This is a genomic window from uncultured Agrobacterium sp., from assembly GCF_913777885.1.
GTDB lineage: Bacteria > Pseudomonadota > Alphaproteobacteria > Rhizobiales > Rhizobiaceae > Agrobacterium.
Map to the genome: position 1 here is coordinate 1 of NZ_CAJYTV010000002.1, position 23,914 is coordinate 23,914.

Sequence of the window (23,914 nt, forward strand, 5' to 3'; positions counted from 1 at the left end):
ATGTCTGGCAAGATGCACGTGAGCGAACTGACGCCCAACGGAAGACGGCACGGGGCAAAGCGATCTACAAGCGGCGCAAGGAAACGGTGGAGCGATCCTTTGCCGATGCCAAACAGCTTCACGGCCACCGCTATGCCCGCTTCCGTGGCCTGATCAAAGTCAGATGGCAGTGCCTCATCGCCGCAGCGGCACAAAACATCAAGAAGATCGCAATGGCGGTGACCAAAACACCTAAACCTGCGTGGGGATGAGGCGATCACCCTCAACTTGTCTCCCATTCAGCGTCGCACACGCAGATCAACAAACAGCATCATCCTAAAAAAGAAAAACCCGCCGAAAAATCGACGGGTTTGTCAGCGGTCTGAGCCCCGCTGGAGACAGCGGGGCTTTTGCGTTTTCGGGTGCCTGGGATGTGTCTCCAACAGATCTGGCTGCTAGCCGGCAGAGTTGGGTCTGCGCTCGGACTTCGCGTAGAAACAAAAAACATCCGGTGAGGGGACCCACCGGATGGACGTTCAAAGACCTATCGTCTGATGGTCGCCACTCCGCCTCGTTGGGACTGGGGTGGTGGGCATCGTCGCCTTCAGAACTCCTCCCACTGACCGGGAGAAGCAACTGCCGCTGTTCTTCCGCTGAACGCTCTGCTCAACCTGCCGCCCAATGCGCGGGCAGGAGAGAGGATTGGCGGTGCATCGAGTGGTGCCGCGCGAAGGGCAGGGGCCGCATCGTCCAGCTTGAAGCGGGTGATGAGGCGGGCGAGATTGGACGCCTCGTCGGCCAGGCGGTTGGAGGAGGCTGTCGATTCTTCCACCATGGCGGCATTCTGCTGCGTCATCTGGTCCATGTGATTGACCGCGGTGTTGACCTCCGACAATCCAGTAGACTGTTCCCGCGCTGCGGTCGCAATCGAGTGGACGTGCTCGTTGATCTTGATCACATGGCTCTGGATCTGGCCGAGCGCGTCGCCGGTCGCCGTTACCAGTTTCACGCCGGTCTGCACCTCGTCGCCGGAGCGGGAGATCAGTGTCTTGATTTCTTTGGCAGCGTGAGCGGAGCGTTGCGCAAGCTCGCGGACTTCCTGTGCGACGACGGCAAATCCCTTTCCTGCTTCGCCAGCGCGCGCTGCTTCCACGCCTGCATTGAGGGCGAGAAGGTTGGTCTGGAATGCGATCTCGTCGATCACGTTGATGATCTGGCCGATCTCGCCCGAGGCCTGCTCTATGCGGCCCATGGCGGAGACGGCATTCTGCACGACCGCGCTAGACTGTTCGGTCGAGCGGCGTGCCTCGTCTACCATATGGCTTGCTTCCGTTGCCCGCTCGGTGGAGTTTTTCACCGCAGCGGTGATTTCCTCCAGTGCTGCGGAGGTCTCCTCAAGAGACGCAGCTTGCTGCTCGGTCCGCTTGGACAACTCGCCAGACGCTGTGCGCATTTCGCCCGCGCCACTATTGATTGTTTCGATCGCGATGCGAACCTGGCCGAGAAGATGGCGCAGGTTTGCCATGGTGTGATTGACGTTGTCACGCAGTTCGGCAAATGCACCCTGGAATTCGCCATGCATGCCTGCCGTCAGATCGCCGTCCGAAAGAGCAGAGATAACGCGCCGGGTTTCTGCTACGCCATGATCGACGGAAGCGACCAGTTCATTGACCTGGGCTGCAAACCTGTCGAGGTCGACATTGCCGTAGTTCTTGGTAATGCGCTTGGTGAAGTCGCCAGCCACGGCGGCGGAGACCACTTCGCCGATGTTCGATTGGAGGTCGGCACTCTTTGCCTGTAGTGCCGCCTCCTGCGCATTCAGCTCACGAACCTTGATAGCATTCTGTTTGAAGACTTCGACTGCACGGGCCATTTCACCCAGCTCGTTCTTCAACTCTGTGAACGGGACGTCGACGTCCAGATCACCATCGGCCAGCTTGCGCATGACGGCTGTCGAACTGCCGACGGGTTCGGCGATGCCGCGGTAAAGAGCAAAGCCGCCGAAAAGCGCGAAGCCTGTAAGGCCGATCAGGCCGCCGATGTTGACCCAGTCTGAGTTGCCAACCGCAGCATCGCCGTCAGCACTTCGCGCGTCCATCAGGCTGCGCTCGGTTTCCTGAATTTCCGCAATGGTGCTGCGGATCTTGTCCATATAGGCTTTGCCCGCGCCCTGAGCTTCCAACGCTCTGGCCTGCTCGGCGGTGGATGTATTGCGCATCAGCGCAATCTCTTTTTCCGCGATGTTGGCGCGCCAAGCCTTTGCCTGTTCGTCAAGGTTGGCAAGTCGTTGCTGCTGGGCGGGATTGTCTGAAGTCAACGCCTTCACATTGGCGAGGCCCGCTTCATAATCACTGATGCCGCCGCGATAGGGATCGAGGAATGCATCGTTTCCCGCAATGAGGTAACCACGCAAGCCAGTTTCCTGATTGACGATGGCCACGAGAATTTTGTTCGTCGCCCGATAGACCTCATTGGTGTGCTGTATCCAGCCATTCGTCTTGTCGATGAAATGAATGCTGCGATAATTCAGGAGACTGACCGTTGCCGCGACAACGATGAGAATCGCGAAGGTGATTGTAATCTTGAAGGAGGTCTTCATGTGTTGCAGTTGCTTCATCATGTGTCTTAGCCGCAGATGATAGAGGAACCCTAATGCGACCCACCCAGCATGACCGAGCACCCGCACCGCCGAAGAGCGCGCGGGAAGTCATCATCTCTTCCTGCAGCATAAAAATGGTCTTGAAGCGCCGCTGCAATTCATTCGAGCGACAATGTCCAGTTGCCCACTAAGAGGCCCAGCAAGACGGTGCCATAACGATGCGGCATCGAAATTGGTTCAGTCGAATAATTGAATTTTTTCTAGGAAGAATCCTGATATATTCGGTAAATACTTTCTTAATACTTTAGAAAATTGTATTTCATGAAACGTAGTCGTGAATGTCGCGGGTTCTTATTGTCAGTCGTCTGCGTGCATCGTCTGACTTTGGAAAAATGTAAAAAGACGCTTGCCAATCGCGGCGCGCCGTCTTAAAGGAGGCACACACCGGGCGGGCGAGGCGAATTGCTGAGTCTGGTTTGGTCTGAAGGGGTATAGCTCAGTTGGTAGAGCGGCGGTCTCCAAAACCGCAGGTCGTAAGTTCGAGCCTTACTGCCCCTGCCATTTTCTCAGTCGCAAGCGCGCAACCTCGCTGCATGGCGATTGAGTGCCGGGTATCCGGCGAATTCACCGAATGTCGATTTTCTCTTGTTAAAAAGGGAATCGGCGTTTATGTAGGGTCAAAACAGACACGCGGTGCGTGGGGCTGATTAGTATCGGCTTTACGCGCCGTAATTGCGTGGGCAGTCAATGGCATCCAAAACCAACCCGTTTACGTTTCTGCAGCAGGTGCGCGCCGAAGCGTCGAAGATCACTTGGCCATCGCGCCGCGAGACCATGATTTCCACGGCTATGGTGCTGGTTATGGTCATCTTTGCGGCTCTGTTCTTCTTTGCGGCAGATCAGCTTATCGGCTGGTTGCTCAGCCTCGTGCTGAATGTCGGCCGCTAACGCATCGAACGGAGAGCTATAATGGCAGCGCGTTGGTACATTGTTCAGGCCTACTCGAATTTCGAGAAGAAGGTCGCTGAATCGATCGAAGAAAAGGTTCGCCAGAAGGGTCTGGACCATCTGTTCGAAAAAATCCTCGTTCCGACTGAAAAGGTCGTCGAGGTGCGTCGTGGCCGCAAGGTTGATAGCGAGCGCAAGTTCTTTCCAGGTTACGTGCTGGTGCGCGCTAACTTGACGGATGAGGCTTATCACCTCATCAAGAATACGCCGAAGGTCACCGGCTTTCTCGGTTCCGACAATAAGCCGGTTCCGATTCCGGATTCCGAGGCTGACCGTATTCTCGGTCAGGTCCAGGAAGGTGTCGAGCGTCCGAAGTCTTCGGTTTCGTTCGAAATCGGCGAGCAGGTTCGCGTCTCCGACGGTCCGTTCGCATCGTTCAACGGTGTCGTTCAGGACGTTGACGAGGAGCGCTCGCGCCTCAAGGTCGAAGTGTCGATCTTCGGTCGCGCTACTCCGGTAGAGCTCGAGTACAATCAGGTCGAGAAGGTCTGATCAAGTTTCGGAGGGTGGTTTCGCCCTTTGTCAATACATCAGGATTATAGAGCAAGCATTTGCTTCTACATCCTGATGTGATGCGGCCAGGGCCGCAAAGCGCGTGGAAGATCATCTGGCTCTCAAGCCGGGGCAGGGGTCGAACCACGCAACCGCAGCCGCCGGATATTCCGGCATATGGACCGGGAAACCGGTTCGATTTGAAAGGCAGAGAGTAATGGCTAAGAAAGTTGCAGGCCAGCTCAAGTTGCAGGTTAAGGCAGGATCGGCTAACCCGTCCCCGCCAATCGGCCCGGCACTTGGTCAGCGTGGTATTAACATCATGGAATTCTGCAAGGCGTTCAATGCCGCCACGCAGGAAATGGAAAAGGGTATGCCGATCCCGGTCGTCATCACCTATTACCAGGACAAGTCCTTCACCTTCGTCATGAAGCAGCCACCAATGACGTACTGGCTGAAGAAGGAAGCTAAGATCACCTCCGGTTCCAAGACGCCTGGTAAGGGCGCCAAGGTCGGCTCCATCACCAAGGCTCAGGTCAAGACGATCGCAGAAGCCAAGATGAAGGATCTGAATGCAGCCAACATCGAAGGCGCAATGGCAATGGTTGAGGGCTCTGCCCGCGCCATGGGCCTGGAAGTGGTAGGTTGATCATGGCTAAGCTTGCAAAGCGCGTACAGAAGACCCGTGAAGGTGTTGACCCGAACAAGCTCTACGTCCTGACCGACGCCATCTCGATGGTTAAGGAACGGGCTGTCGCCAAGTTCGACGAAACCATTGAAGTTGCAATGAATCTTGGCGTTGACCCGCGTCACGCCGACCAGATGGTTCGTGGCGTTGTCAATCTGCCGAACGGCACAGGCCGTGACGTTCGCGTTGCTGTTTTTGCTCGTGGCGCCAAGGCTGATGAAGCCAAGGCTGCTGGTGCAGACATCGTTGGCGCCGAAGACCTGCTGGAAACGGTTCAGGGCGGCAAGATCGATTTCGACCGCGTTATCGCGACCCCTGACATGATGCCGCTCGTCGGTCGTCTCGGCAAGGTTCTCGGCCCACGCGGCATGATGCCGAACCCGAAGGTCGGTACGGTCACGATGGATGTCGCTGGTGCCGTCAAGGCTTCCAAGGGTGGCGCTGTCGAGTTCCGCGTCGAAAAGGCCGGTATCGTTCACGCCGGCGTTGGCAAGGCTTCGTTCGATGCCAAGGCGCTGGAAGAAAACATCAAGGCTTTTGCTGACGCCGTCATCAAGGCTAAGCCTACCGGTGCAAAGGGCAACTACGTCAAGCGCGTAGCGATCTCCTCGACCATGGGCCCAGGCTTCAAGATCGACCCTTCGTCGGTTACGGCTTAAGTTGATTTCGCTGCGCCTTCCAAGGAGGCGCGGCAATACTGATTTCCGGTTCGCAAGAGCCGGAAATTTCCGGGGTAACCCGGAATTCCTGTCCGAGATTGCAGGTGGTTGGTATCTCCCGAGATATTGGCCTTAATCATTCAACCTGCATGAGACGGGTAAGAGCCCGGATTTTCGCATCGAGACGATGCTAAATAATTCGGTTCGAACCTGATGTGCCTGTGCCTGAAGCCGTTTGCGGCGACAGAGCGGGGGACAGGATCCTCAAGCGTCGCTTGGGATTTCGGCAACGAAAACCCTTGAGGCAAAGGCAAACCCGATGGGTGCACATTCAATGTGTAGTCATCTACTGGAGACAGACAGTGGAAAGAGCGGAAAAACGCGAATTCGTCACGGAGCTGAACGAAGTCTTCAAGGCTTCCGGTTCAGTTGTCGTGGCCCACTATGCTGGTGTCACAGTTGCGCAGATGAACGATTTTCGTTCGAAAATGCGTGCTGCTGGCGGCACCGTCAAGGTCGCGAAGAACCGCCTGGCCAAGATCGCTCTTCAGGGTACGGAGTCGGAAGGGATGTCAGATCTCTTCAAGGGACAGACGCTGATTGCATACAGCACTGACCCTATGATTGCTCCGAAAGTCGTCATGGACTTCGCCAAGACCAACGACAAGGTCGTTGTACTGGGCGGCGCCATGGGCGCAACCACGCTGACAGCTGATGCAGTCAAGTCGCTTGCGACTCTGCCTTCGCTGGACGAGCTGCGTGCGAAGCTGCTGGGCCTTCTCAATGCCCCGGCAACCCGCGTCGCAACGGTTGTGGCAGCACCGGCAAGCCAGCTTGCTCGTGTGTTCTCGGCTTACTCCAAGAAGGACGAAGCCGCTTAAGGCGGTTTTTCGCTGTAAATATTCAAACCGGTTCGAACCGAATTAAAGGAACTGAAAAATGGCTGATCTCGCAAAGATCGTAGAAGACCTCTCCTCGTTGACCGTTCTGGAAGCTGCTGAGCTTTCCAAGCTTCTCGAAGAGAAGTGGGGCGTTTCGGCTGCTGCTCCTGTAGCAGTTGCTGCTGCTGGTGGCGCTGCTGCCGCTGCTGCTCCTGAAGAAGAAAAGACCGAATTCGACGTTATCCTGGTTGACGCTGGCGCCAACAAGATCAACGTCATCAAGGAAGTTCGTGGCATCACCGGCCTCGGCCTGAAGGAAGCTAAGGACCTCGTTGAAGGCGCTCCGAAGCCTGTCAAGGAAGCTGTTTCCAAGGCTGAAGCTGCTGACCTCAAGAAGAAGCTTGAAGACGCCGGCGCTAAGGTCGACGTTAAGTAATCTTTAAGATTGCTGATGGGAGAAGGAAAATCCTTCTCCCATTATCGCTCTGTTTGAAACCGATTACCCAAGAACCGCCTGAAAACGGTTCTTGGGTAATGGGTTCTTCAAGAGAATGGTTCCGAACCAGCTCATCAGGCAATCCGGCCTGATCGATCCGGGAAGTGGAACGAGATTGATTTTACCCATTATTCGACGGGGTCGACTGGCCATCGGTACCCGTCCGTTGCAGGCCCGGATGCAATTTTAAAGGAGCGACGATGGCTCAGACCCTTTCGTTTAACGGTCGTAGGCGCGTACGCAAGTTTTTCGGCAAAATTCCAGAAGTAGCGGAAATGCCGAACCTCATCGAGGTTCAGAAGGCTTCGTATGACCAATTCCTCATGGTTGACGAGCCCAAGGGCGGACGTCCCGACGAGGGATTGAACGCCGTATTCAAATCCGTATTCCCGATCACCGACTTCTCCGGCGCGTCCATGCTGGAATTCGTATCTTATGAATTCGAAGCACCAAAGTTCGACGTCGAGGAATGCCGTCAGCGCGATCTGACCTACGCAGCGCCGCTCAAGGTGACGCTACGCCTCATCGTGTTCGATATCGACGAGGATACAGGCGCGAAGTCCATCAAGGACATCAAGGAACAGTCGGTCTACATGGGCGACATGCCGCTCATGACCAATAACGGCACGTTCATCGTCAACGGCACCGAGCGCGTTATCGTGTCTCAGATGCACCGTTCGCCAGGCGTGTTCTTCGACCACGACAAGGGCAAGAGCCACTCTTCCGGCAAGCTGCTCTTTGCTGCGCGTGTCATCCCTTACCGCGGCTCCTGGCTCGATATCGAGTTCGACGCCAAGGATGTCGTGTTCGCGCGTATCGACCGTCGCCGCAAGCTTCCTGTCACCTCGCTCCTCATGGCGCTTGGCATGGATGGCGAAGAAATTCTGTCGACCTTCTACACCAAGGCGACCTACGCACGCGAAGGCGACGGATGGCGCATCCCGTTCCAGCCCGAGACGCTGAAGAACGCAAAGGTCATCACCGACATGATCGATGCCGATACCGGCGAAGTCGTTGTCGAAGGTGGCAAGAAGCTGACCCCGCGTCTGCTGCGTCAGTTGACCGAGAAGGGTCTCAAGGCTCTCAAGGCCAGCGACGAAGACCTTTACGGCAACTTCCTGGCCGAAGACATCGTCAACTACGAGACGGGTGAAATCTATCTCGAAGCCGGCGACGAAATCGACGATAAGGCGCTGACCGTCATTCTCGGTCATGGCTTCGAAGAAATCTCTGTCCTCAACATCGACCACGTCAATGTTGGCGCCTATATCCGCAACACGCTTGCTGCAGACAAGAACGAGAACCGTCAGGACGCTCTGTTCGATATCTACCGCGTGATGCGCCCGGGCGAACCGCCGACCATGGATTCTGCGGAAGCCATGTTCAACTCGCTGTTCTTCGACGCCGAGCGTTACGACCTTTCGGCCGTCGGTCGCGTCAAAATGAACATGCGTCTCGACCTCGACGTGGAAGACACCGTGCGCACGCTGCGCAAGGACGACATCCTGGCCGTGGTTAAGATGCTGGTCGAGCTGCGTGACGGCAAGGGCGAAATTGACGACATCGACAACCTCGGCAACCGCCGTGTTCGTTCTGTCGGCGAGTTGATGGAAAACCAGTATCGTCTGGGTCTCCTGCGCATGGAACGCGCGATCAAGGAACGTATGTCCTCGATCGAAATCGACACTGTTATGCCGCAGGACCTGATCAACGCGAAGCCGGCAGCTGCTGCCGTTCGTGAATTCTTCGGCTCCTCGCAGCTGTCGCAGTTCATGGACCAGGTGAACCCGCTTTCGGAAATCACCCACAAGCGCCGTCTTTCGGCTCTTGGACCGGGCGGTCTGACCCGTGAGCGCGCAGGCTTCGAAGTCCGCGACGTTCACCCGACCCACTACGGCCGTATTTGCCCGATCGAAACGCCGGAAGGCCCGAACATCGGTCTGATCAACAGCTTGGCGACCTTCGCCCGCGTCAACAAGTATGGCTTCATCGAAAGCCCGTACCGCAAGATCGTGGACGGCAAGGTCACCACCGACGTGATCTACCTCTCCGCTATGGAAGAGGCGAAGTATTACGTTGCACAGGCCAATGCCGAGCTCGACGCTGAAGGCGCATTCACGGAAGAATTCGTGGTTTGCCGTCATGCCGGCGAAGTTATGCTGGCTCCGCGTGACAACATCAACCTGATGGACGTCTCGCCGAAGCAGCTGGTTTCGGTCGCGGCCGCCCTCATTCCGTTCCTGGAAAACGACGACGCTAACCGCGCTCTCATGGGCTCGAACATGCAGCGTCAGGCCGTTCCGCTTCTGCGGGCCGAGGCACCGTTCGTCGGTACCGGCATGGAGCCGATCGTTGCCCGTGACTCCGGCGCTGCCATTGCAGCCCGTCGTGGCGGCGTGGTCGACCAGGTGGATGCGACGCGTATCGTTATCCGTGCAACGGAAGATCTCGATGCTGGCAAGTCCGGCGTTGACATCTACCGCCTGCAGAAGTTCCAGCGTTCCAACCAGAACACCTGCGTCAACCAGCGTCCGCTGGTCGCCGTCGGTGACATTCTGAACAAGGGCGATATCATCGCGGACGGTCCTTCGACCGATCTCGGTGACCTGGCACTTGGCCGCAACGCGCTCGTCGCGTTCATGCCTTGGAACGGTTACAACTACGAAGACTCGATCCTGATGTCCGAGCGCATCGTCTCCGACGACGTGTTCACCTCCATCCACATCGAAGAATTCGAAGTGATGGCCCGCGACACCAAGCTTGGTCCGGAAGAAATCACGCGCGACATTCCGAACGTTTCGGAAGAAGCGCTGAAGAACCTCGACGAAGCCGGTATCGTCTACATCGGTGCGGAAGTTCAGCCTGGCGATATCCTTGTCGGCAAGATCACGCCGAAGGGCGAAAGCCCGATGACGCCGGAAGAAAAGCTTCTGCGCGCCATCTTCGGTGAAAAGGCTTCCGACGTTCGCGACACCTCCATGCGCATGCCTCCCGGCACGTTCGGTACGGTCGTCGAAGTTCGCGTGTTCAACCGTCACGGCGTCGAAAAGGACGAACGTGCGATGGCTATCGAGCGCGAGGAAATCGAGCGTCTTGCAAAGGACCGCGACGACGAACAGGCAATTCTGGACCGCAACGTCTATGGCCGTCTGGTCGACATGCTGCGCGGCCAGGTTTCGATTGCCGGTCCGAAGGGCTTCAAGAAGGGTGTTGAGCTTTCTAACGCCGTCGTCTCCGAATATCCCCGCTCGCAGTGGTGGATGTTTGCGGTCGAGGACGAGAAGGTTCAGGCCGAGATCGAAGCTCTGCGTGGTCAGTACGACGAGTCAAAGTCGCGCCTTGAACAGCGCTTCATGGACAAGGTCGAGAAGGTCCAGCGCGGCGACGAAATGCCTCCGGGCGTCATGAAGATGGTCAAGGTCTTCGTGGCCGTTAAGCGCAAGATCCAGCCGGGCGACAAGATGGCTGGCCGTCACGGTAACAAGGGCGTCGTCTCGCGTATCGTGCCTGTCGAAGACATGCCGTTCCTGGAAGATGGTACGCATGTCGACATCTGCTTGAACCCGCTGGGCGTGCCTTCGCGCATGAACGTCGGTCAGATCCTCGAAACGCACCTCGCATGGGCTTGTGCCGGTATGGGCAAGAAGATCGGCGAGTTGCTCGACGAGTATCGCAAGACGATGGACATCACCGACCTGAAGAACGAGCTGACGGAAGTCTACGCGTCTGAGGCGAAGGACGAAGTGTCTTCCTTCGACGACGATGCGCTTGTGCGCCTTGCAGAGCAGTCCCGCAAGGGCGTCTCCATCGCAACACCGGTCTTCGACGGCGCGCATGAGCCCGATGTTGCTTCGATGCTGAAGCGCGCTGGTCTCAATGAGTCCGGTCAGTCGGTTCTCTACGACGGACGTACGGGTGAGGCTTTCGACCGCAAGGTGACTGTCGGCTACATGTACATGATCAAGCTGAACCACCTTGTCGACGACAAGATCCACGCTCGCTCGATCGGTCCTTACTCGCTCGTTACCCAGCAGCCGCTGGGCGGCAAGGCGCAGTTCGGCGGTCAGCGCTTCGGGGAAATGGAAGTCTGGGCTCTAGAAGCTTACGGCGCAGCCTACACGCTGCAGGAAATGCTCACCGTCAAGTCTGACGACGTGGCGGGCCGCACCAAGGTTTACGAAGCGATCGTCCGTGGCGACGACACCTTCGAAGCTGGTATTCCTGAGAGCTTTAACGTTCTCGTCAAGGAAATGCGGTCTCTGGGCCTCTCCGTCGAGCTGGAAAACTCCAAGCTCGAAGAGCAGCAGGCTGGCGATCAGCTGCCTGACGCGGCGGAATAAGATCAGAAAAGGCAGGCGCTTCGAAACGAGCGCCTGCCAGTTTCGCTCACGGACGCGTGTTCGTGGACGGACACTTTCGCCGCATTTTGCGGATAGATCCATGTTTGAAGCACTGGCCGGTCAACCCGGGAAAGATCGCGCCAGATGCAAGCAAGGGGCTCCATCCCCTTAAGGAGACAAGGCATGAACCAAGAGGTCATGAATCTTTTCAACCCGCAGGTGCCCGCGCAGCATTTCGATTCCATCCGGATTTCGATCGCTTCGCCGGAAAAAATCCTGTCGTGGTCCTACGGCGAGATCAAGAAGCCGGAAACAATCAACTACCGTACGTTCAAACCTGAGCGCGACGGCCTGTTCTGCGCGCGCATTTTCGGACCGATCAAGGACTATGAGTGCCTGTGCGGTAAGTACAAGCGCATGAAGTACAAGGGCATCATCTGCGAAAAGTGCGGCGTCGAAGTGACGTTGTCGCGCGTTCGCCGTGAGCGTATGGGCCATATCGAGCTTGCTGCTCCAGTTGCCCATATCTGGTTCCTGAAGTCGCTGCCTTCGCGTATCTCGACCCTGCTCGATATGACGCTGAAGGATGTAGAGCGCGTTCTCTATTTCGAAAACTACATCGTGACCGAACCTGGCCTGACTTCGATGAAGCAGAACCAGCTTCTGTCCGAAGAAGAGTACATGATTGCTGTCGATGAATTCGGTGAAGACCAGTTCACGGCCATGATCGGTGCTGAAGCGATCTATGAAATGCTCGCTTCCATGAACCTCGAGAAGATCGCTGGCGATCTGCGTTCCGATCTTGCTGAGACCACCTCGGATCTCAAGCAGAAGAAGCTGATGAAGCGTCTGAAGATCGTCGAGAACTTCATGGAATCCGGCAACCGTCCGGAATGGATGATCATGAAGGTCGTTCCGGTCATCCCGCCGGACTTGCGTCCGCTGGTTCCGCTGGATGGCGGCCGCTTCGCGACGTCTGACCTGAACGACCTGTACCGCCGCGTCATCAACCGTAACAACCGTCTGAAGCGTCTTATCGAGCTTCGCGCACCGGGCATCATCATCCGCAACGAAAAGCGTATGTTGCAGGAATCCGTTGACGCGCTGTTCGACAACGGCCGTCGCGGTCGCGTTATCACGGGTGCCAACAAGCGTCCGCTGAAATCGCTCTCCGACATGCTCAAGGGCAAGCAGGGCCGCTTCCGCCAGAACCTTCTGGGCAAGCGCGTCGACTATTCCGGCCGTTCGGTCATCGTGACCGGTCCGGAACTGAAGCTGCACCAATGCGGCCTGCCGAAGAAGATGGCGCTCGAGCTCTTCAAGCCGTTCATCTACGCCCGCCTTGACGCGAAGGGTTACTCCTCCACCGTCAAGCAGGCCAAGAAGCTGGTTGAAAAGGAAAAGCCGGAAGTCTGGGATATCCTCGACGAGGTCATCCGCGAGCATCCGGTTCTTCTGAACCGCGCACCGACGCTGCACCGTCTGGGTATCCAGGCTTTCGAACCGACTCTGGTCGAAGGCAAGGCCATCCAGCTGCATCCGCTCGTCTGCACGGCGTTCAACGCCGACTTCGACGGTGACCAGATGGCCGTGCACGTTCCGCTGTCGCTCGAAGCGCAGCTGGAAGCACGCGTGCTGATGATGTCGACGAACAACATTCTGCACCCTGCAAACGGCGCACCGATCATCGTTCCGTCGCAGGACATGGTTCTCGGCCTCTACTATCTCTCGATCATGAACGAGCGCGAGCCGGGCGAAGGCATGGCCTTCTCCGACATGGGCGAGTTGCATCATGCTCTGGAGAACAAGGTCGTGACGCTGCATGCCAAGATCCGCGGCCGCTTCAAGACCATGGATGCCGACGGCAAGCTGGTATCCAAGATCTATGAAACGACGCCTGGACGCATGATCATCGGCGAACTTCTGCCGAAGAACGTGAACGTGCCGTTCGAGACCTGCAACCAGGAAATGACCAAGAAGAACATCTCCAAGATGATCGACACGGTCTACCGTCATTGCGGCCAGAAGGACACGGTCATTTTCTGCGACCGCATCATGCAGCTCGGCTTCACCCATGCCTGCCGCGCCGGCATTTCGTTCGGCAAGGACGACATGATCATTCCGGACACCAAGGCAAAGATCGTTGGCGACACCGAATCTCTGGTGAAGGAATACGAGCAGCAGTACAATGATGGTCTCATCACCCAAGGCGAAAAGTACAACAAGGTTGTCGACGCCTGGGGCAAGGCGACTGAAAAGGTCGCCGAAGAGATGATGGCCCGCATTAAGGCTGTTGAGTTCGACGAGGAAACCGGTCGTCAAAAGCCGATGAACTCCATCTACATGATGAGCCACTCCGGCGCCCGCGGTTCACCGAACCAGATGCGTCAGCTCGGTGGTATGCGCGGCCTCATGGCCAAGCCATCGGGTGAGATCATCGAAACGCCGATCATCTCGAACTTCAAAGAAGGCCTGACCGTTAACGAGTACTTCAACTCGACCCACGGTGCCCGTAAGGGTCTTGCAGACACCGCCTTGAAGACGGCGAACTCCGGTTACCTGACGCGTCGTCTCGTCGATGTTGCACAGGACTGCATCGTCAACTCTCGTGATTGCGGCACCGACAAGGGCCTCACCATGACCGCCATCGTCGATGCCGGACAGGTCGTTGCTTCGCTCGGCGCACGTATTCTCGGTCGTACGTCGCTCGACGATATCGACAACCCGGTGACTGGCGAGAATATCGTCAAGGCGGGAACGCTGATCGACGAAGCCGATGTCGCTGTGATCGAAAAGGCTGGCATCCAGTCCGTTCGCATCCGTTCGGCTCTGACCTGCGAAATCCAGGTCGGTGTCTGCGGCGTCTGCTACGGTCGTGACCTTGCACGCGGAACACCCGTCAACATGGGTGAAGCCGTGGGCGTTATCGCCGCTCAGTCGATCGGTGAGCCAGGCACGCAGTTGACCATGCGTACGTTCCACCTTGGCGGCACGGCCAACGTGGTTGACCAGTCGTTCCTGGAAGCGTCCTACGAAGGCACGATCCAGATCAAGAACCGCAACATCCTCCGCTCGTCGGAAGGTGTTCTCATCGCCATGGGCCGCAACATGTCGGTTACCATTCTCGATGAGCGTGGCGTCGAGCGTTCTTCGCAGCGCGTCGCTTACGGTTCGAAGCTGTTCGTCGATGACGGCGACAAGGTCAAGCGCGGTCAGCGTCTGGCAGAGTGGGACCCTTACACCCGTCCAATGATGACGGAAGTGGAAGGTACTGTTCACTTCGAAGATCTGGTCGATGGTCTCTCCGTTCTCGAAGCGACCGACGAATCCACCGGTATCACCAAGCGTCAGGTTATCGACTGGCGTTCGACACCACGTGGTTCGGATCTGAAGCCTGCGATCGTCATCAAGGATGCGTCTGGCGCTGTTGCCAAGCTGTCCCGTGGCGGCGAAGCCCGCTTCCAGCTTTCGGTGGATGCAATTCTGTCGGTCGAGCCTGGTCAGAAGGTTTCTCAGGGTGATGTGCTTGCACGTTCGCCGCTGGAAAGCGCCAAGACCAAGGACATCACCGGTGGTCTGCCGCGCGTTGCCGAACTCTTCGAAGCGCGTCGTCCGAAGGATCATGCTATCATCGCTGAAATCGATGGTACGATCCGTCTCGGCCGCGACTACAAGAACAAGCGCCGCGTGATGATCGAGCCTGCGGAAGGCGGCGTCGAGCCAGTCGAATACCTGATCCCGAAGGGCAAGCCCTTCCATCTTCAGGAAGGCGACTACATCGAGAAGGGTGAGTACATCCTCGACGGTAACCCGGCACCGCACGACATTCTGGCGATCAAGGGCGTGGAGGCACTCGCTTCCTACCTCGTGAACGAAATCCAGGAAGTCTATCGTCTGCAGGGCGTTGTCATCAACGACAAGCACATCGAAGTCATCGTTCGTCAGATGCTGCAGAAGGTTGAGATCACGGATGCCGGCGACAGCCAGTATATCGTGGGCGACAACGTCGACCGCATCGAGATGGAAGACAACAACGATCGTCTGATCGAAGAAGGCAAGAAGCCTGCCTATGGCGAACCGGTTCTTCTCGGTATCACCAAGGCATCGCTGCAGACGCCGTCCTTCATCTCGGCTGCTTCGTTCCAGGAAACCACCAAGGTTCTCACCGAAGCTGCAATCGCCGGCAAGACGGACACGCTGCAGGGCCTCAAGGAGAACGTCATCGTCGGCCGTCTCATTCCGGCTGGTACCGGCGGCACCATGACGCAGATCCGCCGCATCGCGACGACCCGCGACGACCTCATCATCGAGGAGCGCAAGAAGAGCACTGGCTCTGCTTCCGCCAACCAGATGCTGCAGGACATGACGGACAAGGCACCGGCTGCCGAGTAAGGCAGTCAGGGCAGGGGCCTCTCATGGAGGTCCTCGCCAATGGACATAGAAACGCCCGGAGTAATCCGGGCGTTTTTTGTTTTGGTACGGACAGTGGGCCGTTTTCTCAGGACACGCCTGCGAAAATTGATGTGACTTGAACGATCGGGCAAACGGTCTTATCTTCCAGATGCTTCGATAGAGGAGAGATGACGACAATGGATTTTACACGCGCAACCACTTCACCCTTGGTTCTGCAGCGAGATGTACTGTCCTATGGTTTCGTCGATTTCTCTTTCCGGTCTGTCCTGCATCAAGCCTGACGGCAAACCGCTTTTCACCAATATCGATTTCAATTTCACTGATGAGCGCATTGGGCTCGTCGGGCGCAACGGTGTGGGCAAGACGACGCTTTTGCGTGTGATCGCCGGAGATATGACCCCGCACGCCGGTTGCGTTGCCGTGAATGGCACGGTCGCGCTGATGCGCCAGGACGGGATGATCCACCAGGATGCAACGCTTGCCGATCTCTTCGGTCTTAAGGAGGCGTTGGCGCTCCTTGACCTTGCAGCCGAGGGGAAGGCAAGTGTGGAGGAACTGGCTGAAGCCGACTGGACTTTAGGGGCCAGAATGGAGTCGGCGCTGGCGGATCACGGTCTCTCCGCCGATCCCGATACGCGGCTTGCCAATCTTTCTGGTGGGCAGCGGGTCCGGGCGGCGCTTGCGGCGATAATGATGGCTGGGCCGGATTTCCTTTTGCTGGACGAGCCGACCAACAATCTCGACAGAGCGGGCCGGGATCTGGTGATCGCGCTTGTCCGTCATTGGAAGGGTGGCGCAATCGTCGTCAGCCACGATCGCGAACTGCTGGAAGAGATGAATGCGATTGCAGAACTCACGACGCTTGGGTTGTCCCGCTATGGCGGTAATTTCAGTGCCTACCGTGGGCGTAAGCAGTTAGAACTGGACGCGGCGACACATGATCTTTTGCATGCGGGAAGAGCAAGTCGTGAGGTGGCACAGCGCGCGCAGCAAGCGTCCGAGCGGAAAGCACGTAAGGACAGTGTGGGGGCGAGGAGCCGGAGCAGAGGCGATCAGCCGAAGATATTGATGGATGCGGCGCAGGGGCGGGCGGAGGCCTCCGGCGGCGCAAGTCAGCGGTTGCGCGATGCCCGACGCGAGGCGGCCGAGGAAGCATTATGCTCCGCACGCTCGCGGATAGAGGTACTTCAGCCGATTCGAATGGATATCCCGTCGACCGGTTTGGTCGCAGGCAAGACCGTCCTTCGCCTCGATGCTGTTTCCGGCGGGTATGACCGCTCACGACCTGTCATCCGTGACCTTACCATGGCCGTGACTGGGTCGGAACGCATTCTGCTTGCCGGACCGAATGGAAGCGGCAAGTCCACGCTGTTGAAAATGATCTCCGGTGCGTTGACACCATTTGAGGGCGCTGTGGACGTGCGGGTGCCCTTCGCGGTTCTCGATCAGCACGTCCTGTCTCTCTCCGGTGATATGAGCTTGCTTGAGAACTTCCAGCAGATCAACCCCGTGACAGCAGATCGAGAGGCCTATGCTGCGTTGGCTCGGTTTAATTTCCGCGCAGACGATGCATTGCGCAAAGCGGCCAATCTGAGCGGCGGCGAACGCCTGCGGGCCGGGCTCGCTTGCGCACTTGGTGCCGTGACACCGCCGCAACTGTTGATCCTCGACGAGCCGACCAATCATCTGGACCTGGATGGGATTGCAGCGCTTGAGGGAGCATTGGCAATCTATGACGGGGCGATCCTTGCTGTTAGTCACGATGAGTCATTCGTGAGGGCGCTGTCACCGCACAGGGTCATTCGATTGGCGGGGTGAACGCTTCCATTTGTTTTGTCAGTGTCTGGAACTATTAGCTTCATCTCTAGTTGACAGCATGTTGTCAATTTGATGGGAGGCTGACATGAGTGCCGATGACACCCAGAAGATCGTTCGCGGCCTCGTGCTTTCTATTTTCGAAAGCAATGGTCGGTTGGTGGATACGGGCAATCGGATCGTGGGGCCACTTGGACTGACGACGGCATGGTGGCAGGTTTTAGGAGCATTGGGCTACGCACAGTCGCCTCTGCCCGTCGCGCACATCGCTCGTAACATGGGTTTGACACGCCAGTCGGTACAGCGTGTGACCGATCTCCTGGTCGAGCGTGGATTTGTTAGGCTGGAGCCGAACCCCCATCACCTGCGGGCAAAGCTCGTCGTGCTGACAACAGTTGGCAGGGCAGCTTTGAAACAGGCCGAGACGGCCGTTCTGTCGCTTGACGAATACATTCTCAGGCGCGTTGGCGCGCAGCGGTTGGCCGCCGCCATGAACGTCCTGCGAGACCTCAATTCAGCACTGGACGAAGCTCTCCAAACGAATGGCGATGATCTCGACGAGGCATCCGAGAAAGGAACATTATGAAGGCGGAACAGGAGAAAAGGAATTTCGATGTCGATGTGATCATCGTCGGGGGCGGTCCAATCGGGCTGACGACGGCTTGTGCGCTGGCGCATCACGGTGTGACATTTCGACTGTTTGAACAGCGACACGAGCCGCGCGCGCATTCCCGCGCCAATAATCTCTGGGCTCGTCCACAGGAACTCTTGGCGAGCATTGGTCTTCGCGATGCCCTTGCAGAGAAATCCTACCAGATAACCGAAATCAACACGCTGCTGAATGGGCGCCCGGTCAACCCCGTCAGGATTGCCGATGTCGATAGTCCTTACGGACCCGTTCTCTATAGCGGCCAGGACGTAATCGAGCAGACGTTGACTGAACGGATCAGGAGCAGCGCAGGAGAGGTCGAGCGAGGTAGAAGGGTCATCTCCTTCGAGCAGGATGCCGATGGCGTGACGGTCACGGTGGGCACGGTCAGCCGGGATGATGAAGATCAAATCGTTGAACCCATCGAGACCTTGCGCTGTCGTTACCTCGTCGGCGCAGACGGGCACGATGGCTCTGTCCGCAAGGGACTGGGTCTCGAATTTGAACTCAAGAAGCTGCCTCACGTCATGAACCGGCAACTTGACGCAAAGCTGACATGGCGCCGCTCCACCGATTTCGACCATCTGTGGTTTTTCTATTACGAGAAAGGCTTCTGTGGGGTGCTCCCCGTCTGGGGCGGGTATCACCGCCTGTTCTTCCTGTCCGACGATACCGGTCTTCCGGACAGAGACCCGACTCTAGAGGAAATGCAGGCCATTGCACGAGAGGTTACCGAGGATGAGACACTGACGCTCACCGATCCCATCTGGTTGACGCATAGTCGCTTTCAGCATGGGGCTGCAGACCACTACGCCAAGGGAAGGGTATTTCTTGTAGGTGACGCTGGACACGAGGCGCTGCCTGCTGGCGGGCAGGGCATGAATTCGGGGTTTCATGACGCGGTGGGTTTGGCCTGGCGCTTGGCGATGGTCCTTGACGGTTGGGCGGCACCTCTGCTGCTTCAGTCTTATGATGATGAGAGGGGCGGCGAGCACCGCAGGCTTGACGATCAACAGGTTCGCGGTTTTGAAAACAGCGTTTATCGTGGCGCGATCAAGGATGCCGCGATCGATCTGGCGGCAAGGTTCCTTCCAGATATCGGCACGCTCATTCAAGGCAGTGCGGATCTGCAGCAATTGAATGTTGCCTACCCGAAAAGCCCCTTGAACGAGGACCATCTGTCCGGGTTAAAGGACCTGGTCACCAAGAGCGCACCGAAGGCAGGGGAGCGCGCTCCGGATGCAAAGGTGATCGCACAGGACGGCAGTTCGACGACGCTCTTCGATTGCATCTACAATCCCGATGGAGAAAGTTTTGGGTGGACGCTGCTTGGGTTCGACGGGCGCAACCGGGAAAGCTCGGCTCGACTTCAGTCGAGTTTCGCGACCGTCAGTGACTGGTATTTCATTCGTCCCCGCCTGGTGCTCGCCACCACGACTAAAGGGGAGACGAAGCCGACCTCCCTCTATGACCTCGATCATGAAGCGCATAGTGCTTACGGTATCGAACAGCCGTCACTGATCCTCATTCGACCGGATGGGCACATCGCTTACAGAGGCGAGGCTGATCGTCCCGAAAAGCTCCGATCATACTGCCAGAAGATTTTTGGTTTGCCTCGTTCTGGGGCGCAGGCCCGCGTCGATCCGTTGGTGGCGGAGAGCTGTCGGGCCGAGTCCAATTGAAGGAGAGGTGAGGTCTTGACCAACGATTTAGCCTGCGCAGGCTAAGGCTATCCGGCTGAGTCTGCGCGGAGGTGGCGAGGAGCACGGGGGCGCGCTGCCGCACGCCCCTTTTCTATTGTCACGCAAAGCGGATGATCGACACTTCGCCTTCCAGGGCGCCCTGATAGGCGGATGCATGGGGTTCGTCGTCCGGCACTTCGGTAATCATGCCGATCTGGTCGAGATCGGCTTCGAGGAAGCCTTCTTCCGACAGAGCGTTCAAGGCTTCGCGCACGGCCGTGTCGTCGTCTGGCGCCTGGAGGATGACGTGGATGTCGATGCCGTCTTCGCCTTCGCGCTCATAGGCCTTGCCGATAATGACGAAGACCATAGCTTCGTCGCGTCCATTATCGTTGTCGGGTTCGGTGATCATGACGCGATTCCTTTTGTCTTTGGTGGAGGGTGCCAGAGGCGAATCCATCTGACGTTGACGCCTGCCACATGTTGTGTCCATCGCAACCCTGATCTTGGGCCGAATGGTGCTTCAAGGGAATCAATAGACGGCTTTGGTGAAAAGCCAAAGGGCACAAGCCGAAAAACAATGGTGAGGGTAGGGGCTTTATGGTAAAAGCCTTGAGAATTGCCGCAGCGCCGGGCGTTAGAGCCTGCCACGCGGGGACAAAATTCGGATTCACCCTTGACGAAAGCGGGCTAAGACAGTAGTACGCCCGCCATCGGAGCCGATGTGAAGTCTGGCCATCTGGGACGACTCGTCCTGGAGATCACTTCAAACAGGGGTCCAAAACACGTAAGAGACACGATTGTTGCACGCAAGACGTATGTCTTTACGTCCTCTGCTCTTGGTGGTCCATCCGAGGAAACCGGATCGGGCCACGTTTTGCGCATGAGGCTGTGCGTGTTTGGTTGCCGGAGACGGCGTAGCCGCCACCCGAAGGGGTGGCTAAAGTAGTTTTTGCAAGGGATGGTTATATGCCTACCGTAAACCAGCTGATCCGCAAGCCGCGTCAGGCACAGGTAAAGCGCAACAAGGTTCCTGCTCTGCAGGAAAACCCACAAAAGCGTGGCGTTTGCACCCGCGTTTACACGACGACCCCAAAGAAGCCGAACTCGGCTCTTCGTAAGGTTGCCAAGATCCGCCTCACCAACGGCTTTGAAGTCATCGGTTACATTCCTGGTGAAGGTCATAACCTTCAGGAACACTCCGTTGTCATGATCCGTGGCGGCCGCGTCAAGGACTTGCCGGGCGTTCGTTACCACATCATCCGCGGTGTTCTCGATACCCAGGGCGTCAAGAACCGTAAGCAGCGCCGTTCGAAGTATGGTGCGAAGCGTCCGAAGTAATTCGGCAATAACAATTCGGCGCTGCGCGAGGTTCTCCGCGTGGTATAGCGTCAATAACAAATGAGAGACAAAGAGTATGTCCCGTCGCCATAGTGCAGAAAAGCGTGAGATCAACCCGGACCCGAAGTTCGGCGATCTGGTCGTCACCAAGTTCATGAATGCCATCATGCTTCACGGCAAGAAGTCTGTTGCCGAAAGCATCGTTTACGGCGCGTTCGACGCCGTGCAGGGCAAGACGAAGCAGGAGCCGCTCGGCGTGTTCCATTCCGCTCTCGACAACGTTGCTCCGCATGTTGAAGTCCGTTCTCGCCGCGTTGGTGGTGCGACATACCAGGTTCCGGTCGACGTTCGTCCGGAGCGCCGCCAGGCTCTCGCCATCCGCTGGCTGATCGCTGCTGCGCGCAAGCGCAACGAAACGACCATGGTTGATCGCCTCTCCGGCGAACTCATGGACGCCGCGAACAACCGCGGATCTGCCGTCAAGAAGCGTGAAGATACGCACAAGATGGCTGATGCTAACCGCGCATTCTCGCACTACCGCTGGTAATCTCAACGGTCGAAGATCGAAAGGCAGTCCATTATGGCTCGCGAATATAAAATCGAAGATTACCGTAACTTCGGTATCATGGCGCATATCGACGCCGGTAAGACGACCACCACCGAGCGTATTCTCTACTACACCGGTAAGTCGCACAAGATCGGTGAAGTTCACGATGGCGCAGCCACGATGGACTGGATGGAGCAGGAGCAGGAGCGTGGCATCACGATCACCTCTGCTGCTACCACGACCTTCTGGAAGGGTCGCGATGGCAAGATGCGCCGTTTCAATATCATCGACACCCCCGGCCACGTCGACTTCACCATTGAAGTTGAGCGTTCGCTGCGCGTTCTCGACGGCGCTATCGCGCTGCTCGACGCCAACGCCGGTGTTGAGCCGCAGACGGAAACCGTCTGGCGTCAGGCAGAGAAGTACAACGTTCCACGTATGATTTTCTGCAACAAGATGGACAAGACGGGTGCTGACTTCTACCGCTCGGTAGAAATGATCAAGACCCGCCTCGGTGCCACTGCTGTCGTCATGCAGCTGCCGATCGGCGCTGAAACGGAATTCAAGGGCGTTATCGACCTGATCGAGATGAATGCTCTGATCTGGCGCGACGAATCCCTCGGCGCCCAGTGGGACGTCGTCGAAATTCCAGAAGACATGAAGGCCAAGGCTGAAGAATATCGTGAAAAGCTGATCGAGACTGTTGTCGAGATCGACGAAGAAGCGATGGAAGCCTATCTCGAAGGCAACTACCCGGACAACGAAAAGATCCGTCAGCTCGTTCGTCGCGGCACGATCGACGTGAAGTTCCACCCGATGTTCTGCGGTACCGCGTTCAAGAACAAGGGCGTTCAGCCACTTCTCGACGCTGTTGTCGATTACCTGCCTTCTCCGCTGGACATTCCGGCGATCAAGGGCATCGACTTCAAGACGGAAGCCGAAATCGAGCGTCACGCTGACGACGCCGAGCCGCTGTCCATGCTCGCGTTCAAGATCATGAACGACCCCTTCGTCGGTTCGCTCACCTTCGCGCGTATCTACTCGGGCAAGCTCGAAAAGGGCACATCCGTTATCAACACGGTCAAGGACAAGCGCGAGCGCGTCGGCCGTATGCTTCAGATGCACTCCAACAGCCGTGAAGACATCGAAGAAGCCTTTGCTGGCGACATCGTTGCTCTGGCTGGCCTCAAGGAAACCACGACGGGCGACACGCTTTGCGATCCGTTGAAGCCGGTTATCCTCGAGCGTATGGAATTCCCTGAGCCGGTTATCCAGATCGCGATCGAGCCGAAGACCAAGGGCGACCAGGAAAAGATGGGCCTCGCGCTTAACCGCCTGGCTGCTGAAGATCCTTCGTTCCGCGTCAAGACGGACGAAGAATCCGGTCAGACGATCATTGCCGGCATGGGCGAACTTCACCTCGACATTCTCGTTGACCGTATGCGTCGCGAGTTCAAGGTTGAAGCCACCGTTGGCGCTCCGCAGGTTGCTTACCGTGAAACGATCACGCGTCTGCACGAAGAAGATTACACCCACAAGAAGCAGTCCGGTGGTACCGGTCAGTTCGCTCGTGTCAAGATCATCTTCGAACCGAACCCAGAAGGCGAAGACTTCAAGTTCGAATCCAAGATCGTTGGTGGTGCTGTTCCGAAGGAATACATCCCAGGCGTTCAGAAGGGTATCGAAAGCGTTCTGTCTTCCGGTCCTCTGGCTGGCTTCCCGATGCTGGGTGTCAAGGCAACGCTCATCGATGGTGCATACCACGATGTTGACTCGTCTGTTCTGGCGTTCGAAATCGCATCGCGTGCCTGCTTCCGCGAAGCAGCGAAGAAGGCTGGTGCACAGCTTCTCGAGCCGATGATGAAGGTGGAAGTCGTAACTCCTGAAGATTACGTCGGTGACGTGATCGGCGATCTGAACTCGCGTCGCGGTCAGATCCAGGGTCAGGAATCGCGTGGCATCACAATCGTGATCAGCGCTCACGTTCCGCTGGCCAACATGTTCAAGTACGTCGACAACCTTCGTTCGATGTCTCAGGGCCGTGCACAGTATTCGATGACATTCGATCACTATGCGCCGGTTCCGAGCAACGTTGCTGCCGACATCCAGGCAAAGTACTCCGGTCAGAAGTGATCGGGGTACGCCCCAAACGAGATTTAGAGTTTATTCCCGCTTAGGGACAAGATGGAGAGCCACTAATGGCAAAGAGCAAGTTTGAGCGGACGAAGCCGCACGTCAACATCGGCACGATCGGTCACGTTGACCACGGCAAGACGTCTCTGACGGCAGCGATCACGAAGTTCTTCGGCGAGTTCAAGGCGTATG

General features: G+C 57.2%; 18 protein-coding genes and 1 tRNA gene. 17 read left to right on the top strand and 2 right to left on the bottom strand.

What is annotated here, in order from left to right; all coding sequences use genetic code 11:
- The coding region (locus QZ869_RS00890; protein WP_296102054.1) for a transposase at nt 1-251 on the top strand (251 nt) is incomplete at its 5' end.
- Nucleotides 252-583: 332 nt separating this feature from the next.
- Here QZ869_RS00890 and QZ869_RS00895 read toward each other — a convergent pair.
- Nucleotides 584-2,596: a methyl-accepting chemotaxis protein gene (locus QZ869_RS00895; RefSeq protein WP_296102056.1), complete on the bottom strand. Its 2,013-nt coding sequence runs from the start codon at nt 2,594-2,596 to the stop codon at nt 584-586.
- Between the two features lie 467 nt (nt 2,597-3,063).
- Between QZ869_RS00895 and QZ869_RS00900 the strand changes: the two genes are divergently transcribed.
- The 12 genes from QZ869_RS00900 to QZ869_RS00955 all read left to right on the top strand — a co-directional run bounded on the left by QZ869_RS00900 (nt 3,064) and on the right by QZ869_RS00955 (nt 19,701).
- Nucleotides 3,064-3,139: transfer RNA gene (locus QZ869_RS00900), tRNA-Trp, on the top strand.
- 186 nt (nt 3,140-3,325) lie between these two features.
- Nucleotides 3,326-3,526: a preprotein translocase subunit SecE gene (gene secE / locus QZ869_RS00905; protein WP_003523719.1), complete on the top strand. Its 201-nt coding sequence runs from the start codon at nt 3,326-3,328 to the stop codon at nt 3,524-3,526.
- 21 nt (nt 3,527-3,547) lie between these two features.
- Nucleotides 3,548-4,078: a transcription termination/antitermination protein NusG gene (gene nusG / locus QZ869_RS00910; RefSeq protein ID WP_296075560.1), complete on the top strand. Its 531-nt coding sequence runs from the start codon at nt 3,548-3,550 to the stop codon at nt 4,076-4,078.
- Nucleotides 4,079-4,295: 217 nt separating this feature from the next.
- Entirely contained in the window at nt 4,296-4,727 is a 432-nt protein-coding gene (gene rplK, locus QZ869_RS00915; RefSeq protein WP_062588826.1) for a 50S ribosomal protein L11, read from the top strand.
- Between the two features lie 2 nt (nt 4,728-4,729).
- The gene (rplA, locus tag QZ869_RS00920) at nt 4,730-5,425 is read left to right on the top strand and encodes a 50S ribosomal protein L1 (RefSeq protein WP_296075533.1); all 696 of its coding nucleotides are present in this window, start codon (nt 4,730-4,732) and stop codon (nt 5,423-5,425) included.
- 362 nt (nt 5,426-5,787) lie between these two features.
- The gene (rplJ, locus tag QZ869_RS00925) at nt 5,788-6,306 is read left to right on the top strand and encodes a 50S ribosomal protein L10 (RefSeq protein WP_296075535.1); all 519 of its coding nucleotides are present in this window, start codon (nt 5,788-5,790) and stop codon (nt 6,304-6,306) included.
- Nucleotides 6,307-6,364: 58 nt separating this feature from the next.
- A complete protein-coding gene (gene rplL, locus QZ869_RS00930; protein WP_004442635.1) occupies nt 6,365-6,742 on the top strand; it encodes a 50S ribosomal protein L7/L12 in 378 nt (125 codons plus the stop codon).
- 260 nt (nt 6,743-7,002) lie between these two features.
- Nucleotides 7,003-11,142, top strand: coding sequence for a DNA-directed RNA polymerase subunit beta (gene rpoB / locus QZ869_RS00935; protein ID WP_296075540.1), 4,140 nt, complete (start codon nt 7,003-7,005; stop codon nt 11,140-11,142).
- Nucleotides 11,143-11,325: 183 nt separating this feature from the next.
- Nucleotides 11,326-15,534 (top strand): DNA-directed RNA polymerase subunit beta', encoded by a 4,209-nt coding sequence (gene rpoC, locus QZ869_RS00940; protein ID WP_296102058.1) that lies wholly within the window; start codon nt 11,326-11,328, stop codon nt 15,532-15,534.
- A gap of 255 nt (nt 15,535-15,789) precedes the next feature.
- Nucleotides 15,790-17,373 (top strand): ABC-F family ATP-binding cassette domain-containing protein, encoded by a 1,584-nt coding sequence (locus tag QZ869_RS00945; protein WP_296102061.1) that lies wholly within the window; start codon nt 15,790-15,792, stop codon nt 17,371-17,373.
- Between the two features lie 85 nt (nt 17,374-17,458).
- Nucleotides 17,459-17,956: a MarR family transcriptional regulator gene (locus QZ869_RS00950; RefSeq protein WP_296102063.1), complete on the top strand. Its 498-nt coding sequence runs from the start codon at nt 17,459-17,461 to the stop codon at nt 17,954-17,956.
- Entirely contained in the window at nt 17,953-19,701 is a 1,749-nt protein-coding gene (locus QZ869_RS00955; protein WP_296102064.1) for an FAD-dependent monooxygenase, read from the top strand. Before QZ869_RS00950 ends, QZ869_RS00955 begins: the two co-directional genes overlap by 4 nt.
- 118 nt (nt 19,702-19,819) lie before the next feature.
- Here QZ869_RS00955 and QZ869_RS00960 read toward each other — a convergent pair whose 3' ends face one another.
- Nucleotides 19,820-20,113: a transcriptional regulator gene (locus tag QZ869_RS00960; RefSeq protein ID WP_113261687.1), complete on the bottom strand. Its 294-nt coding sequence runs from the start codon at nt 20,111-20,113 to the stop codon at nt 19,820-19,822.
- 557 nt (nt 20,114-20,670) lie between these two features.
- Between QZ869_RS00960 and rpsL the strand changes: the two genes are divergently transcribed.
- The 4 genes from rpsL to QZ869_RS00980 all read left to right on the top strand — a co-directional run.
- A complete protein-coding gene (gene rpsL, locus QZ869_RS00965) occupies nt 20,671-21,042 on the top strand; it encodes a 30S ribosomal protein S12 (protein WP_003507760.1) in 372 nt (123 codons plus the stop codon).
- Between the two features lie 76 nt (nt 21,043-21,118).
- Nucleotides 21,119-21,589, top strand: coding sequence for a 30S ribosomal protein S7 (gene rpsG, locus QZ869_RS00970; protein WP_062425165.1), 471 nt, complete (start codon nt 21,119-21,121; stop codon nt 21,587-21,589).
- A gap of 33 nt (nt 21,590-21,622) precedes the next feature.
- Complete coding sequence (gene fusA / locus QZ869_RS00975; RefSeq protein ID WP_113261681.1) at nt 21,623-23,722, top strand: elongation factor G; 2,100 nt, start codon at nt 21,623-21,625, stop codon at nt 23,720-23,722.
- 65 nt (nt 23,723-23,787) lie between these two features.
- Nucleotides 23,788-23,914, top strand: a 127-nt coding sequence (locus tag QZ869_RS00980) for a GTP-binding protein (protein WP_244455647.1), incomplete at its 3' end; no start/stop codon positions are given.